Source organism: Pseudomonas sp. S3E12, assembly GCF_001702295.1.
GTDB classification, from domain to species: domain Bacteria; phylum Pseudomonadota; class Gammaproteobacteria; order Pseudomonadales; family Pseudomonadaceae; genus Aquipseudomonas; species Aquipseudomonas marginalis.
In genome coordinates this window covers 333651-351260 of the sequence record NZ_MBDT01000032.1, presented here as the reverse complement: position 1 = coordinate 351260, position 17610 = coordinate 333651, and the positions used below count along the sequence as shown (strand labels likewise).

At 60.6% G+C, this 17610-nt stretch carries 9 protein-coding genes; 6 read left to right on the top strand and 3 right to left on the bottom strand.

Annotated elements, in window-relative coordinates; genetic code table 11:
• Window positions 1–155: 155 nt before the first annotated feature.
• Both BB029_RS25965 and BB029_RS25960 read right to left on the bottom strand, forming a co-directional pair.
• Window positions 156–785, bottom strand: coding sequence for a response regulator transcription factor (locus tag BB029_RS25965; RefSeq protein WP_065927714.1), 630 nt, complete (start codon window positions 783–785; stop codon window positions 156–158).
• Window positions 785–3658 (bottom strand): PAS domain S-box protein, encoded by a 2874-nt coding sequence (locus BB029_RS25960; protein WP_065941356.1) that lies wholly within the window; start codon window positions 3656–3658, stop codon window positions 785–787. The genes BB029_RS25965 and BB029_RS25960 overlap by 1 nt, the downstream gene beginning before the upstream one ends.
• Window positions 3659–4185: 527 nt before the next feature.
• On the opposite strand from BB029_RS25960, the gene BB029_RS25955 reads away from it, so the two are divergent.
• From BB029_RS25955 to BB029_RS25930, 6 genes are all read left to right on the top strand, one after another.
• Window positions 4186–6618: a TonB-dependent siderophore receptor gene (locus BB029_RS25955; protein WP_065941355.1), complete on the top strand. Its 2433-nt coding sequence runs from the start codon at window positions 4186–4188 to the stop codon at window positions 6616–6618.
• Between the two features lie 44 nt (window positions 6619–6662).
• Window positions 6663–8276, top strand: coding sequence for an ABC transporter substrate-binding protein (locus BB029_RS25950; protein ID WP_065941354.1), 1614 nt, complete (start codon window positions 6663–6665; stop codon window positions 8274–8276).
• A complete protein-coding gene (locus tag BB029_RS25945) occupies window positions 8273–9223 on the top strand; it encodes an ABC transporter permease (protein ID WP_053138972.1) in 951 nt (316 codons plus the stop codon). The genes BB029_RS25950 and BB029_RS25945 overlap by 4 nt, the downstream gene beginning before the upstream one ends.
• A gap of 3 nt (window positions 9224–9226) precedes the next feature.
• On the top strand, window positions 9227–10111 hold the full coding sequence (locus BB029_RS25940) for an ABC transporter permease (protein ID WP_065941353.1): 885 nt from the start codon (window positions 9227–9229) through the stop codon (window positions 10109–10111).
• A complete protein-coding gene (locus tag BB029_RS25935) occupies window positions 10108–11739 on the top strand; it encodes an ABC transporter ATP-binding protein (RefSeq protein ID WP_065941352.1) in 1632 nt (543 codons plus the stop codon). The genes BB029_RS25940 and BB029_RS25935 overlap by 4 nt, the downstream gene beginning before the upstream one ends.
• A gap of 152 nt (window positions 11740–11891) precedes the next feature.
• On the top strand, window positions 11892–15818 hold the full coding sequence (locus tag BB029_RS25930; RefSeq protein WP_065941351.1) for a hypothetical protein: 3927 nt from the start codon (window positions 11892–11894) through the stop codon (window positions 15816–15818).
• Here BB029_RS25930 and BB029_RS25925 read toward each other — a convergent pair.
• On the bottom strand, window positions 15790–17160 hold the full coding sequence (locus tag BB029_RS25925; RefSeq protein WP_065941350.1) for an ABC transporter substrate-binding protein: 1371 nt from the start codon (window positions 17158–17160) through the stop codon (window positions 15790–15792). The two genes, BB029_RS25930 and BB029_RS25925, sit on opposite strands and share 29 nt — an antisense overlap.
• Between the last annotated feature and the right edge of the window lie 450 nt (window positions 17161–17610).

The following is a 17610-nucleotide window of genomic DNA, read 5'->3' as shown; positions in this document are numbered from 1 at the left end:
TCCCTGTCAAGGCCTGTCGTCATGGCCTGACCGGCCATTCGACTGCTTGAAAGAGATACTGGCCCGATAATGGCACTGCCACCATCGGAGCATCCCTATTCTGGGGTAGGGATCCTGGAAAACCGCCTAGGAAAATCCCTACCCACTTAGGCTTGTCACGAAATGCCCAGGGTCATGGCGAAACGCACAATGTCTGCGGTGGAGGAGAACCCCATCTTTTCCATCAGTCGGGTCTTATGGGTACTGACCGTCTTGTTACTGATGACCAACTGCTCGGCGATCTGGTTGACGCTCATGCCGTGCGCCAGCAGGCGCAGGATCTGGAACTCGCGATCGGACAAACTCTCGACAAAGGTCTGCTGCTTCAAGCCACTGCTTTGCAGCGCGATCTGTTCCGCCAGCCCGGGGTCGAGGTAGCGTTGGCCACTGACCACTCGACGCATCGCGACCAACAGGGTTTCGGGATCGCGGTCCTTGGTCAGGTAGCCGAGCGCGCCGGCGCGTAATGCCCGTTGCGCGATATGGATTTCGTTATGCATGCTCAACACCAGAATCGGCAGTTTCGGGTATTGGGTATGCAGGCGCGCAATCAAAATCTCGCCGCTGATACCCGGCATATTCATGTCGAGCAGCAACAGGTCGATCTCGACCTGGCGCAACAGTTCGATCAGTTGCGTGCCACTCTCGGCTTCGGCCACCACCTGCACGTCGGCGACCAGCGAGAACAGTTGCTTGAGCCCTTCGCGCATGATGGTGTGGTCATCGGCGATCAGCATGCGAATCATCAATACCTATCCTTGTGCATCGGAATGAACGCCTGGACCGTAGTGCCCTGTCCAGGGTGACTGAAAATGATCACTTTGCCGCCCAGCATCAGGCCGCGCTCACGCATGCCGGCCAAGCCCAGGGTCTGGCGACCGACGGCATCCGGGTCAAAGCCCTTGCCGTTGTCCTGGACCTCGAGCACCCAGTGCGTCTCCTGCGGGCTCAGGGTGACGCTGACCTGCGTCGCTTCGGCATAACGCGCGATATTGGTCAGCGATTCCTGCACGATGCGAAACGCCGCGGTCACGTGGGTATCCGGAAGGGTCAGAGGAATCAGCGGCAGGTTCAACGCACAGGGAACCTGGGTCAGGGTGACGAATTCGGCTGTCAGCCATTCAAGACCGGACACCAGCCCCAGGTTCAGCGCGGAGGGGCGCAGGCTCGTGGACACATTGCGCACCACCTGGATGGTCTTGTCGGTCAGCGCCATCAACCGCTCGACCTGAGGGGTGAGTTCAGGCGTATCGGTGCCGAACTGAAACCTCAGCAACGAGATGCCCATGCGCAGCGCCGTCAGGTGCTGTCCCAGTTCGTCATGGATCTCCCGGGCAATCAGTTTGCGTTCCTCTTCCCGCGCCGTTTCCCGGCGGGTCGACAGGTCGCGCAATTGCGCGTTGGAATTGGCCAGGCGCCGCTCCGCCGCGCGCAGCTTGGAAATATCGCGCCCGACGGCCAGTACGCTGACGACGCGCTGGCCGTCGACCTCGGGAACAAAGTGGATCAACACCACCTTGGGCGCGGTTTTCAAACCCGACAATAGGAACTCCTGTTCCGTGGCTTTGTTCTGGCGAATCACCTGGGCCACCAATTCTCGAAAAAGCTGGGACTGGGCGTTCAGCGGCACCACTTCATCCATGGGCATGCCCATCAGTTCCGGCCAGGCCCCGCCCACCCATTTTCGCAACTGCGCATTGACGTAGAGCACCTCCCCGAGAACACTCAAGCGCGCGACGGCGTCCGGGCTGTTTTCCACCAGGGCGTTGATGTCGTGCTGGCGTTCCAGTTCTTTCTGTCGGGCCCGGGTCAAATGGGTCACATCACGACCGATCACCAACACCCGCGGGCCCACGCTGCCCGAGTCGGCCACCGGCACCAAGGTAAAGTGCAGGTTGCGCACTTCGTTGCGCAGCACCATGCCCTCCTCTGACTCCACCACCCGTTCGGCGGCCCTGCATTGGTCATGAAGGGCCTGGATTTTTTCCGCGTTGAGCCGGCCAAAGATCGACGCCAGCGCCTCGCCAATAACCTCGCCATGGGGTTTCCCAAGCACCTGCAACAGGGCCGGATTGACCTCGACACAGCGCAGATCACCCCATGGCGCAGCCTCCAGCAGGCACAACATGTCCAAGGTATGGTCGAAAATATCCCGGTAGCGGCGCTCGCGCTCCCTGAGCAAGGATTCGGAGCGCCAGCGTTCAATGGCAATCGCGGCAATGTGGCAGGTCTGGCGCACGCGCTGCAGGTCGCTCTCATCCAGCGCAGAACCGGGCGAGCGCGACAACGCGAAAGCCCCAAGGGTCTGCCCCTGATTGTCGAGGATGGGCTCGTACCAGCAGGCGGAAGAAGGCTTGAATACCGACGAATCGAGGCTTTGCGGTTCAGCAAGCACTACGCCACAGGAACAGTGAGGCAAGGCCAGTTGAAGATAACTCACCAGCAATCCCAGGGTTTCGTCCAGCGAGGCGCCCGTGGCCATTGTTTCGAAGATGCGCAGACGTGCGTCTTCAAGCACTTGCTGTTTGCGCAACTCAGTGATGTCGTGGGCCAGTGCCAGCACGCCTGCCACCTCACCGGATGGGCTGCGCTCAGCCATCAGACTGACGACACAACTCACCGCTTCACCACCGGGGCCGGCCGGCCAACTGTTGAGGAATTGAGCGGTCTGGCCTGTGGATGCCACATGACGCAGATGATCGAGGTAATCGCCGGGCTGCTCCCTGGGGCTGGCGCCTATGGCCTCGTCATAAGACATGCCGGTCAAGAGCAGGAACGTCGGGTTGACGTACGTACGCAACAGGTTGCGATCGTAGCGCACAATGATGTTGGGTGAATTCTCCGCCAGGGTGAGGAATTTCAGCTCGCTGCCCAGCAAGGTTTCGCGAAGCTGCCAGTTCTCGGTGATGTCTTCCAGTTGGGAGACAAAGCAGATCGGCTGCCCCTGGTCGTCCCGCACCAGCCCCACGGTCAGGCGCACCCAGACAACCTGGCCGTCGTGGTGGATGTAGCGTTTATGCAAGGTGGCGCCCTGCCGTGCACCGCCCTTCAATTCTTCTATCAGCTGCTTGCCCACTTCGCGGTCTTCGGGGTGGGTCAAGGCCATGAACGTGGTGCTTTGCAGCTGTGCCTCGCTGTAGCCAAGCAACCTGCAAATGACGCTGTTGGCCCTCAGCCAACGACCGTCCAGTGACACGAGGGCCAAGCCAGTGCCGGAGGAGTCGAAAATGGCTTCAAGGGGGATCTCGGAGAAGCGCTCGCTGTGGGGATGCGCGGCTGGGGGCTCAGGAAGGGGAATGATTTCAACGATAAAATAGTCGTCGCGCCACGGTGTCATCGACAGGTTCAACCGGCCGGACTGCCTCGCGGTAGCCTCGAAACACACACGGGATTGCCCATCGGCCTTTTCCAGCGCAGCATAAAAAAGCTGGCTGTCTTGCGGGCGCAGCAAGGAGAGAAACTCGGTGTTTGTCTCGGGAGGGACGCCGTTCTGATACTGCAACGTTGAAAACCCAGGGTTGCCCAACACGACCCGTGCAGATCGATCCAGGACCACAACCGCACCCGACAGGCAGGCAAATACGCCTTTAAGGGTTTGCAGCACTTCCTTGACTGCCATTACCGCTCCTGCATACGTCCACGCTTACGATGAAGACCCCACCGTAAATACTTCAAAAGTTGTTGCTGGTTCGCCCCCTGAAAGCCTGGGCACCCGGCGAAACCGGTAACCGAACCAGTCAATTGAATGTATGCCCAACGGGTGCCCACAAAAACAACACCCTATGGATAGCGTTGCCCGGCACTTGATGGAGACTATCGTAGTCTCATTTACGGCCGGCGCCAGCCAGACTAAAGATTTACGTTCAGCCGCAGGGAATCCTCACGCCGGCCTCCGGCATGCCACCCCACGTCGATGTTTTGGATGTCGAACACTCAGCCCACGCCAAGGCTCTACACATAATAAAAATAGATGATCTTATAAATTCAAAAGATAACAATATCTAATAATTAGCTTATTCCAAAAAAGACTTTCCCCACGGTTTTTTATAGGGATATCTTCATTCCACACACCGACCCCATGCCTGGCGGAGGACGTACCCCCGATCACCAGGAGCCTTCAGCAGGCTTACATGGACCCTTTCCGACATGCCAGACATCGCCGCCCCCCTACCCCGCAGAAGATTCCACCTGTCACTGCTGACCAGTTCCCTGCTGCTGGCCGGCGCGCCCTCCTTCGCCGAGGCCGCCGCCGACGAGGCCAAGCTCGATACGGTGACCGTGATCTCCACCGGTTTGCGTGGCCAGCAACGTACCGTGGCCGACAGCCCGGCGCCGATTGACGTGATCAACAGCGAACAGCTGCTCAAGACCGGGCGCGCCGAGTTGTCCGAGGCGATTGCCAAGCTGCTGCCGTCGTTCAACTTCGGCACCAATATCGCCGGCTACAACTCGGTGACGCGTCCGCTGAGCAACCGCAGCCTCGGCCCGGCCTATACCCTGGTGCTGGTCAACGGCAAACGCCGGCACAACGGTGCCACCGGCCAGCGCGGGTCGATCGACAACAGCGGCGCCAATGCGGTGGACATCGACCTGATCCCGGTCAGTTCGGTGGACCATATCGAGGTGCTTAAAGACAGCGCGGCGGCTCAGTATGGTTCGGATGCCGTGGCCGGGGTGATCAATATCATCCTCAAGGCCGGCAACAGCGGCGGGCACCTGGAAACCAGCTACGGCCAGTTGTTTTCCGGCCAGGGGGAAACGATCAAGGTGGCCGGCGACCAGGGTTTCAAGCTCGGCGACGGCGGCTTTTTCCACCTCTCCGCCGACGCCCGCAAACGCGGCGAGGCCTCTTGGAACGACAAGGCCGACAGCAGCGTGCGCGCCTTCAACGATCCGGCCAGGGAAGCGGCCTGGGACCGGGTGGCAATCAAGAACGGCGACCCGGACCTGAAAGCCTTCAACCTCGCCTACAACGCCGAACTGCCCCTGGAAGACCTGACGCTCTACTCGTTCTCCACCTACGGCGAGCGCGATGCCGAGGCCGCCAACTACTTCCGCCTGCCGACCGGCCGGGCCGCCGTGCCCGAGGTGTTCCCCGACGGCTACTACCCGCTGAACAACATCAAGGACCGCGACTACCAACTGCTGTTCGGCGGCAAGGGCCAGGCGGCCGAGTGGAACTGGGACCTGAGCACCACCTACGGACGCAACAACGTCCACCATTCCAGCGACCTGAATATCAACCCGTCCCTGGGCACCGCGTCGCCGACCAGGTTCGACAACCTGGCGACCTTTCGCTTCGAGCAGTGGGTGAACAACCTGGACGTCACCCGCCGCTACGACAGCCTGTTCAACCTGACCTCGCCGGTGCAGGTGTCGGCCGGCCTGGAGCATCGCTGGGAACATTTCAGCACCTTCGCCGGTGACCCCGAAGCCTATATCACCGGCACCTACCCGGCGGCATCGGGCGCACAGGCGGCGGTGACGATTCGGCCGGAGGATGAAGTCAGCCTGATCCGCAACAACTACGCCGGCTACCTGGACCTGGGCTTCGACCTGACCGAGCGCTGGTTCCTCGACGTCGCCGGGCGGATCGAACATTACGACGATGATTCAGGCAACACCTTCGGCCTCAAAGTGAATTCGCGCTACGAACTGACCGACAGTGTGGCCGTGCGCGGCACCGTCGGCACCGGCTTCCGCGCGCCATCCCTGACCCAGATCGGCTACACCGTGGCCGACAACCGGGTGGCTACCGATGTGAACGGCAACGTGGTGCCCGCCGTGACCCGCCTGACCCCGTCGGGCAGCAACCTGGCCAAGGCCCTGGGTGGCGATGACCTCAAGCCGGAAAAGTCACGCAACCTCGGGCTGGGCTTGACCTGGCAGCCGGCACCGCGCACCAGCATCACCGCCGACGCCTACCTGATCGACATCGACGACCGCATCGCCCTGACCAGCAATATCTACGACCAGGGCAACGGCGTGATCAACGGCATCCTCAGCGCCCAAGGCGTGCCCTCGGGGACCTGGGTCAACTATTACACCAACGCCTTCGATACCCGCACCCGTGGCCTGGACGTGGTCGCCGACCACACCACGCCGCTGGAGGCCTGGGGCGATGTGCGCTGGAGCCTGGGCTTCAACTGGAACAAGACCACTATCGAAGGCACCCGGGACACCCCGAGTGCGCTGGCCAACTCCGGCGTCACCCTGGTGGGCCGCGACCGCGAAGGCGATCTCACTGAGGCCTCGCCCAAGACCAAATGGATCCTGGGCGCCAACTGGAAGGTCGAGGACCTCGCAGTGAACCTGCAAACCAGCCGCTACGGCGCGGTCAAGACCCTGGCGGTAAACCCATCCGGCGACCGCAGCTTCGGTGCGAAATGGATCACCGACCTGGACGTCAGCTACACCTTCGTCGACCAGATCACCGTCAGCATCGGCGGCACCAACATCTTCGACGTGCGCCCCGACCGGCACGCCGTCTACAGCAACCTGGGCCTGGCGCCCTACGGTAACCCGCCGTTCTACCCCGGCGGCGGCTACTGGTACACCAAGCTGGCCTACGACTTCTAAGCCAATCGCCATACGAGGGCATCCCATTGAACACCTCCAACTTGATGAGCCGTCTATTGGCCCCTTGCGCCCTGGCATTGAGCCTGGCCGCCTGCTCACCTGCGGGCACTGACAGCCAGGCCGGCAAGACCTTGAACATCGCCTTCTTCGGCGACAACACCACCCTGGTCAGCGTCGACCCGTTCCAGGTCTATTGGCTCGAACACCGGGTGCTGCTGCGCAATATCGCCGAATCCCTCACCGACCAGGATCCGCAGACCGGCAGGATCATTCCCTGGCTGGCGAAAAGCTGGGAAATCAGTGACGACGCGTTGACCTACACCTTCCATTTGCGCGACAACGTCACCTTCAGCAACGGCGAGCGCTTCGATGCCAAGGCCGTGAAAACCGCCTTTGACAGCAACAAGGCACTGGCGACTGAGCTGCCGGCCACCTTCGGCGCGACATACCTGGCAGGCTTTGATCACGCCGAAGTGGTCGATGACTTGACCGTCAAGCTGGTGCTCGCCAAGCCCAATGCGGGCTTCCTGCAGGCGACCTCCACCACCAACCTGGCGATCCTCGCGCCGGCCTCCTACGCGCTGAGCGTCAAGGAACGCTCACTCGGCAAGATCATCGGTACCGGCCCGTTCGTATTGGCCAGCTATACCCCGGAAGTCGGCGCGCACCTGACCAAGCGCAAGGGTTACGCCTGGGCGTCGGCGAATATGAAAAACCAGGGCGAAGCGCACCTGGAGGCGGTGGACGTCACCTACATCCCCGAGGAAAGCGTGCGTAACGGCCTGTTCCTGCAAGGCAAGGCCGACATTCTGTGGCCCCGCAACCCGTTCTCGGAAGTCGACCTGAAACTGTTCCAATCCAAGGGCGCGACTATCCAGAGCCGCTCGCTGCCGGGGCCGGCGCTGAACCTGTACCCCAACACCCGCGGCGAGCGGGCACTGGCCGACAAGCAAGTACGGCTGGCGGTGCAAAAGGCCATTGACCGCAAGAGCTACGCCAGCACCGTGTACAACGCCGAATTCCCGGTGGTGGACGGTATCTACGACGTCACCACGCCCTACTTCAAAAGCCAGGGCGCCAAGCTGGCCTACGACCCGGCGGGTGCCGAGCGCCTGTTGGACCAGGCCGGCTGGGCCAAGGGCACCGATGGCTACCGGCACAAAGACGGCAAGCGCCTGAGCCTGAGCTACAACATCACCCCGGCGGAAACTGCCGGGGACGTGCTGCTCCAGGACCAGCTGCGCAAGGTCGGTATCGAGGTCAAGCTCAATGTGGTCACTCGCGCCGAATGGGTAGCCAACAACTCGGCCGGTAACTATGACCTGACCAGCACCTACATGACCCGCGCCGATCCGATCATCCTGCAGACCATCCTCGACCCTCGCACCGCCAACAGCTCGACCCTGGCCACCAATCTCTACGCAGCGCCAACCCTGGAAAAAGCCAAGGGCCTCTTTGACGCCGGCATCACCGCCACCCAAAGCGCTCAAAGGGCGGCAGCCTACGGCGACCTGCAGGACCTGCTGATCGACGAAGGCTCGGCGTTCCCGGTGTATGAGCGCGTGTGGCAGGCCGCGACGTCGCCCAAGGTGAAAAACTTCCGCTGGACCGCCGAAGGCTTCGCCCTGCTGGGCGATATCGAGGTCGGCACGCCATGAGCCGCTACCTGATCGGCCGGGTCGGCCAGGCGCTGCTGGTGCTATGGGGGGCCTATAGCATCACCTACTTCATCCTCTATCTGCTGCCGGGCGATACCTTGTCGATCATGCTCAGCGCGTCCGGCATGGAAGCCGACGCCCTGTCGGTGGAAGACCTGGCCAAGGCGCGCGCCTACTACGGCTTGGACAAAGGCCTGTTCGAGCAATATATCGACCTGCTGCTGGGGGCATTGCACGGGGACTTCGGGCAGTCGCTGTCGCTCAATCGCCCGGTGGCCGAATTGCTCGCCGAGCGCCTGCCCCAGACCCTTTCCCTGGCCGGCCTGGCGATTGTGCTGTCGCTACTCGGCGGTATCGGCCTGGCTTACCTCACCGCGTATATCCGCTGGCAACCGTTGAAAAAGGCATTGGCGCGCTTGCCGTCCCTGGGCTTTTCGGTGCCGGTGTTCTGGATGGGCCTGCTGCTGATCCAGGTGTTTGCATTTGGCCTGGGCTGGTTTCCCGCCACCGGCAGCAAGGGCTTCGAAAGTCTGGTGCTGCCGGCGGTCACCCTGGCGATTCCGAGCGCCGCGGTGTACGCCCAGGTGCTGCAACGCAGCTTCCAGGGCGTGTGGAAGGAGTCCTATATCGTCACCGCCTACGCCAAGGGCCTGAGCCGGGGCCAGGTGCAGGCCCGCCACGCCTTCCGGAACGCGGCGCTGCCGATCCTCACCCTAATCGGCCTGCAGGTGGGTAACACGGTGTCCGGCGCGGTGCTGGTGGAAACCATCTTTGCCCGCTCCGGCATCGGTCGCCTGGCCCAGGAAGCGGTGTTGCGCCAGGACATTCCGGTGGTGCTGGCCATCGTCGCGGTTTCGGCGGCGGCATTTGTCCTGGTGAACCTGCTGGTGGACCTGCTTTACCCCTGGCTCGACCCGCGCATCTCCCACACGCCCAAGGTGTCCTAGACCATGACGACGCTTACCCGGAAACTGATCCGCAGCGAAACACTCTGGCGCCGCCGCAGCCCCTGGCAACGCGCGACGGCGACACTCCTGCCATTGCTGCGCCGGCCAGGGTTCAGCCTGGCGGTGCTGGTGGTGCTGTTCTCGCTGGTCGCCGCCGTGACGCCGCAGTTGCTGAGCAGCTTCGACCCTTACGCCACCGCGCCCGCCGCCAAACTCAGCGCCCCCAACCTGACCCACTGGTTCGGCACCGATGAGCTGGGCCGCGACCTGTTTACCCGCGTGGTCTACGGCGCCAGCCTGTCAGTGCTGGCCGCCTCCCTGGCCGTCGGCATCGCACTGGTGGGCGGGCTGGGGCTGGGCATTTTGTCCGGGTTTGCCGGTGGCCGTATCGATGCGCTGATCATGCGCTTTGTCGATGTGCTGCTCGCCCTGCCCGGCCTGCTGCTGGCCCTGGCGATTGTTACGGCCATCGGCTTCGGTACGGTGCCGGTGGCGATTGCCGTGGGCATCGGCATCATTCCCGGCTTTGCCCGCACCACCCGCGCCGAAGTGCTGCGGGTGAAAACCCTGCCCTATGTGGAAGCCGCACGCCTGGGTGGTGCCAGCTGGGGCCGCACGTTGTTGCGGCACATTCTGCCCAACGCCTGGGGCCCGGTCGCGGTGCTTGCAACCCTGGATTTCGGCGCGGCGATCCTCGCCACCGCGGGCTTGAGTTTTCTCGGTTTCGGCGCCGCCCCCCCGGCGGCGGAATGGGGCACCCTGATCGCCAACGGCCGCCACTTCCTGATCACGGCGCCGTGGGTGTCCTTGCTACCCGGCCTGTTCCTGGTGGCCGTGGTGTTCAGCCTCAACCATATCGCCCGCACGTTCGAGGAGATCCAGCGATGAATACCCAACCGCGTTTAATCGATGTGCGCCAACTGAGTGTCGACTACCGTTCCGGCGGCCAGCTCAATCCGGCGGTGCGTAACCTGTCGTTTTCACTCGCCCAGGGCGAGACCGTGGCGATTGTCGGCGAGTCCGGTTCGGGCAAATCCACCCTGGCCAACGCCATCCTAGGCCTGCTGCCCGAGAATGCACAGATCAGCGCCGGTGAACTGTGGGTGGATGGTCACAACCTGACCCACGCCAGCGAACGCCAGAAACGCAAGCTGCGTGGGCGCACCATCGGCCTGGTGCCCCAGGACCCGATGGTCAGCCTCAACCCCACGCTGCGCATCGGCCAGCAGATCGCCGAGGCGCTGATACTCGCCAAGGGCAAACGCTACCCCGGCGTCGATGCCGACATTGTCGAGCTGCTGCAACAGGTGGGCATCGACAACCCGGTATTGCGCGCGCGCCAGTACCCCCATGAACTCTCCGGCGGCATGCGCCAGCGCGTGCTGATCGCCATCGCCCTGGCCGGCAACCCGCGCCTGATCATCGCCGACGAGCCCACCAGCGCCCTCGACGTGACCGTGCAGCGCAAGATCCTCGACCACTTGCAACGCCTGGTCAGTGAACGCGGCATTTCCCTGCTGATCATCACCCATGACCTGGGCGTGGCGCTCGACCGTGCCGACCGCATCCTGGTGATGCAACAGGGTGAAGTGGTAGAGCAAGGTCCGCCGCGGCAGATACTCGCGAAGCCCAGCCACGACTACACCCGTGCGCTGATCGCTGCCGCCCCCGCCTTCGCCAGGCGGCGTGAACCGTTGCTCAACCTCGACCTGGGACGTGAGCCGATCCTGAGCCTGCACAATGTCGGCAAGACGTTTGCCCTGCCCAAGGTCAAGGGCGAAGCCTCGACCTTCGTGGCCCTGGAGGACCTGAGCCTGGAGGTGTACCCCGGCCAGACCCTGGCCATCGTCGGCGAGTCCGGCTCGGGTAAGAGCACCGCGCTGCGCATCGCCCTGGGCCTGGAGAAGCCGACTCAGGGCCGGGTGCGGTTCGAGCAGCAAGACGTCACCGACCTGAGCTGGCGCGACTTCCGCCCGTTGCGCCAACGCCTGCAACTGGTGCAACAAAACCCCTTCGCGGCGCTGGACCCGCGCTTCACCGTGTTCGACAGCATCGTGGAGCCGCTGGTGTCGTTTGGCTTGCTCAAGGGCGCCGCCCTGGAACAGGCGGCGCGGGCGTTGATCAGCCGTGTGCACCTGCCCGTGAGCTTTCTCGATCGTCTGCCCCGTGAACTGTCCGGCGGCCAGTGCCAACGGGTCGCCATCGCCAGGGCCCTGGCGTTGAAACCCGACCTGCTGTTGCTGGATGAACCGGTCAGCGCCCTCGACGTGTCGGTGCAGGCGCGCATTCTTGACCTGTTGGAAGAGCTGCAACGGGAAATGGGCATCGCCTATGTGCTGGTGTCCCACGACTTGTCAGTGGTGGCCAACTTCGCCCATGAGGTGCTGGTGCTGCGCAATGGCCGCGTGGTTGAACAAGGCTCGGTGGAACGCATCTTCAACCAGCCGGCCAGCGACTACACCCGCGAACTGATTGCGGCCATCCCTGGCCGTCACGTCACGGCAAGCGCCGCCTGAGCCTGATTGCGTCCCGCAGCCCCAGGAAGGAAGCAATTGATAACACTCTTGTGTGGAATCAAACGTCACCACTGCTCACTCAGGCTGCGAGCCCGGTCGATCGAGCCTGAGCCGGGCGCCCATGTTTGAGTAAGGCCGGGAGATAAACCTTAATGACCCTATCAGCAACCGGTGCACGCCAGGATATCGAAACCCGACTGCCGCTTCTTCTGGGGGGCGCCACGCTTCTCCCATCAGCCGAAGACAGAGCTGCGACACCCACGCCTGACGAAGCCTCTGACGAAACACCCGCAGCCAAGGGCGACAAGGACCTTGCGCTGGTTTTCGCCAAGGCCCTGCATGACATTGCGAAGACCGGTCCTTCATTTGACGGCACCGACAAGCTCGACAACATCCCGCCTGAATCGACCTTCGGACAGTGGTGGACACACCTGCACAAGCTGCTTAAAAATCCACAGTTCGTGGATTGGGCACGACACAAAAATATCGATCTGTCCAAGCCTCTATCGCTCAGTTCCTTCGGCCACCTCACCGCAACGGTCAGTGGTCGACGCCAAACCTTGAGGGCTGCGGACAAGGACCCGTCATGGGAGATGGTCGTTGCGCCATTGCTGCGTGCGACAGGCATCGTGGCGGCGGGTAAGAACCCCGTGGAAGTCACGCCGGGCAGCCCCTCATCCGCGCCTTTTGAAGTCGTGGCGAATTTTTATGGCGAAGACGGAAATACAAGCGCCGCGCGAGCCGATGAGTTGCAGCGGACCCAGGCTTTCAGAAAAAACGCCGCCAACGTTCCAGAAAGTGAAGGTGCGACAGCCGTCATTCTGGACGAACTCAGCAACGAAAAAACCGCCTTGGGAGATCTTCAGGATATCAACGAATTGTCAGGGAAGCTGACGCAACTGTTGCGCAGCGGATCTCGTCAAATCGAAGCCGCGTTGAAGAGCACGACCATGACTGTGGATCCAGACTCGTCATACGGCCAACTGAGCGAGTTGGGTCAAACGGCATCGCCTACACTCGAGCAGTTTATTCTGGCCAATAACTGGATCTTGCCGAAGACAGCCGAAGAACTCGAAAACTTCAGAAATGTCATCAACAGCCTCCCGCTGCCTGCGTCTACGCTTGGCAATCTGGGTGGCACCCTGTCCTGGCCAGTGCCGCTGGAGCAATACGAGCAAAAATCGGTTTACAGTCACTTCGGCTACAACCTGAAGCTGCCAGGCCTGATCAACGATGGGACATCACGGCCGGACCCAAAGGGGGCGTTGGGTTACCTGGTAAAAAATATGCAATTTTCGGCCAGCGAATTGCGCGACCCTCTTAAGGTCATCGAGAAAATAGTCAATACGCCCAAGGCCCGTGAACTCGAATCGGCCCTGCAAGAAAAGATGGGCGAACAATGGCAAACCAGTTCGCCCCATGATTGGGTCTTGACCGCCATCACGACAACCCTGGACCAGGAGAGCATGTTTCGTCCGCAACTCAATCATGTGGCGGGATATAACCTGGCAGACGATCGTTTCAATGGAAAACCGCTTGAAACGATCAAACAGGGACTCGTCGACCACCTTATAAAGCTCAAGCGGGTATCGGCAGAAATGGCCCCAGTTGCCGCGCACCTGCTACTGGCACGTGCAGCGCCGGAACTGCTGGTAAAAGACATTCCCAATAAGGTGACTTATGGGTCGGCCGCATGGGTGGCATTGAAGGCGGCGGTAGCGCGCATCGAAGCCTACAGCCCGGGCGTCACGGCGCAGATGACCTTTGCTCAGGTATCTGCACAGGATGCCAAGGACCCGATTTCCTCTTCGGGCCAGGCGATTCAGAATTCGACATCGCGCTTGGCGTTGATCGAGTGGGGGAAATTGCACGGTACGCTCGTGCCCCGAGAAAACGACGACTATTCACAAGCGGAAATTGACCAGACCCAAAAAGCGTTTCAGGACAAAACAACGGCGTTGCAAACCGCCCTCGAACACCTTGCCGCCAAGGTACCGACCCAGCGAGATGTTGCATTGGAGGAGCTCAAGAAAAAGTTCGGCGCCGAACGCCCTTACAACCTTCCTTGCTTCAGGGATAACAGCCCGATAGGACGTGGCAACGGAAATCTTTCCAGTTCGACGCAACCGAAATTCTCGCTCTTGGATTTTTACCTTTCCAACCCTGAGTTAAATGGATTCTCCAATTGGGTATCCGATGACCCCCGATTCCCCACCTCCATGATCGCTCAACTGTCGAGCCTGCCCGACCCTAAGGCCAAGCAGGAACAAGCGTTTAATACCTACAAAAAGCAGTTCACTGATGCACATGCCACTGTTGTAAAGAACCAGATCGCCAGCCTTCCCTCGGAGGACCGGAAAGACCTCGAGTTCGGAAAAATACGCGTCTTTATTGAGGGCGAAGTCAGGAAGTCGGAGAGTTCCTATCCTGGCGGGACAATAAAAGATCAAGATCGCGTCCCAAGGCAAGCAAAGGACAAGCGCGCACTTATTTTCCAGACCGAACGTAACGGCAATAAGGAATTTTATGAAATATCCTCGCAGAAGGGGCAAATAACCAAGCGCGAAGACCTGAAAAAGAAGTTCAAGGAAGGCCTGCAAGGCGAGTGGCGCAAAATCCCCAGTCAAGTTGGTGAGGCCTGGAAAAACACAGCAATTTATGAAAAAACGCCTTCACAGGAGCAGGCCGCCAAACAAGCAGCCAGTCTGTTGCCTGTCACCACGCCGGACTCGTTCACCAGCGCACGTAGTAACTATATCGGCGATCTGGTTGCCATCCATTGCCAACCTGCATCCGACTTCAATGAATTGTTTGAATTGACCAAGGCAATCACTACATTCGATGAAGAGAAAGCCAAGGAAGCTGTTATTTCCAATATCATCCTAGGCCTGATACCGGGCGCGTCCTCGGTCAGGCACATTATCAACGGCGACCTGCTGGCCGCACTTGGCGACCTGGTTGCTGACGGTGTCACTTACCTGACAGGTGCAGCCTTCTCCAAAGGTGCAGGGGCGGCCCGCGCGGCCGGGCGGGCCAGGGCAACAGGCGCGGCGAGCCGGGCGTTTGGCCGTGGTGTGCTGCGCAAAGCGCCGGGCGTGCCTGCCAGTCATGGGCCCGCTGCGGCGGGCGCAAAATTTCCAAACGTCCGACAGTTGCAACAAAGTGGAATGAACAATGCGCAGTTCAGGGAGTTCGTCAAAAGAGCGGATATCGCTGAGGGCAGTTATCAAGTGGGCGCGAGCAGTGAGCGGATCAAAACGACCGCCATACTTGATGAAAAAACAGGTCACTGGTTCCATTATGATGCCAGTCGAGGACGACCCTACAGTACAAAAATTGACAACTTTACACCGCAGACACATCGATCCGTTTCAACTGACGCCGCTGCGTCTTCGGCTCCGCTTAACAACTTCGAGAAAAGTCTGGAGTTCGATAACATTATTCAAATGGGGAGCAAGATGGAGGACTTGAAATTTATCGGCAGCGAAATGCACGTCTTTGTTGATAAATACAAAGGAGCAAAACGTCTCAATATCGTCAGCCATGCAGCCGAAGCAAAAGATCGTCTTAATATCGTCGCCCATGGGAGCTCTCGCAGTTTCACTGACAGAGTATTGCGCAGGAGCAATCACGTATTCGTGGATGGCAAACCTCATTCAGCTCAAGAGCTGGTGACTTTATTAAGGAGCAAGGGGGTAAATCCCTCGCAATACGACAACATCAAGCTACTCGTTTGTCATGCCGGTGAAGGCGGAAGCCATTCCTTCGCTCGATTATTTCAAAAAGAGGTCCAACGCCCCGTCAAGGCGTTTGAGGGCACCGTAAGCATGAATTTCGCCCCTACCAATATGACAGGAAAACTGAACAAATATAAAGCAGACTTTGAAGGTCGGTACCACACTCCCCAGTTCGCTGAAAAACTGGCTAATGATAAAATAAAAAAAGAGTTCATCAACAAGATAAAGTTAAAAATCGAAAAGGATCATGGGAAGATGATTAAAGTCAATATGGCAGGCTTAGACGAATTACCACGCTTGGAGTTAAGCGCCATTAATTATAAGCCGGTGCATTTCCACTGAAACCATTAGCTCCCTCAGCCGAACAATCACGCGCCACAATGCCCTTCTCCTGTGCATACGCAGCCGACTTGGCTTCGATCAACGGACGCAAGGTGGCGCGGTCGGCCTGCAGCCAGTCGGTCACCAGCACCCACTTTTGCCCATCCCATTGCTGCACTCGGGCGGAACCGCCACCTTCGTGGTCGGCGCAGGACAGCTTCAACGGTGCCAGCAGACCTTCGAACCCCATGGCCTTGAGGCGCGCGGCGTCGATGTCCAGGTGCTCGAACGCCCAGCGGGTTTCTTCGCCGTTCAGCGCGCGGTTGCCGAATTTGGCCTGGCCGGTGCGCAGCGCTTCGACGGCGATCGCAGCGTTGATCAGGCCGATGTTGTAGTAGACCTTGCCGAAATAGCTGGGGTCCTTGAGGTTGCTCTTGCCGGGATCGAGGATGAACTGCCTGAGCTTTTTATGGATCTCGAAGCTGTCGCCACCGGGGAACGGCGCCAGCGCCTGGTAGCCTTTGGCGGCGGTGCCGGCGGGGATTACGTCGGCTTCGGAGCCGGCCCACACATCACCGATCAGACGGTCCACGGGGATGCCAAAGCGCACGGCAGTCTTGATGCCGACGGGGGTGGACACGCCCCAGGTACGCAGGAACACCCAGTCCGGATTGATCTGCCGCACCTGGCGCCACTGGGTCGACTGCTCGTTGCCGGGGTCGGCCACGGGGATCTGGATGTTCTCGAACCCGTACTTTTGCGCCAGCAATTGCATGGCCGCCTGGGTTTCGCGGCCGTAGGCGGAGTCGTGATAGACGGTGACGATCTTCTTGCCCTTGAGCTTGTCCAGGCCGCCTTCACGCTGGGCGATGTAGTTGATGCCCACCGACGCCTGGCCGTAGTAGTTGAGCAACAGCGGGAACGCGTAGGGGAACACGCGGCCATCGGTGGATTCGGTACGCCCGCCGGCGCCGTCGATCAACGGGATGTGGTCAATGGCGGCACGCTCCATCAGCGCGTAGGAGGCCGGTGTGCTGTGGGTGAAGAAGAACCCGGTGGGTGTGCCGTCCAGGCCGGTTTTGTAGCGTTCATAGCATTCGATGATGCGATCGGTCTTCCACTCGGTCTCGCATTCCTGCCAGACCAGCTTGACGCCGTTCACGCCGCCTTCGACTTCGTTGATGTAGCGGAAGTAATCAATCTCCCCCGCCCACCACGGAATGCCGCTGGACGCATAGGCGCCGACCCGGTAGGTGGCCAGCGGGATGAACTGTTGATCATTGGCGGCCTGGGCAACCGGCCCGCCCAAGGCGCCGAGTGCCAGCAGGCTGGCGATGACTGTGCGTTGCAGGACGTTGTGCATGGGTGTGGTTTCTTATGAAAGGTGAGGTTTCCCTCCCGTTGTCGGGTCAGCGCCAATCGGGTCACAACACAATTCATGCCAAGCCTGGAAGCCCTCAAATGCGAGGGTTGGCGCTGTACCGGCCACCCTTCACGACCAGGACAAACGAACACTTTATTGAACCGCTGTTGCGCTACCAACACTGCGCTCGGTCGTCAGCGTCGACCTGCAACTGAAAAACCTCACCAACCGCTACTACGAGTACGCCTGGTATGGCCCGGACGGCGCCAAAGTGTCGCTGCACTCACCGGGTGACGGGTACACCGAGCCTGGACGAGGTGCCGAGTGGTGAGGGTGGTTGCTTCCGTGGCGGCCTTCGGGCCGACCATGCGCTGGAGTTGGAATGAGTACATATCCGTTGCTGCGGTAACGACCACCTATGGTTCCGCTCTTACAGCGGGTCACTTTGGA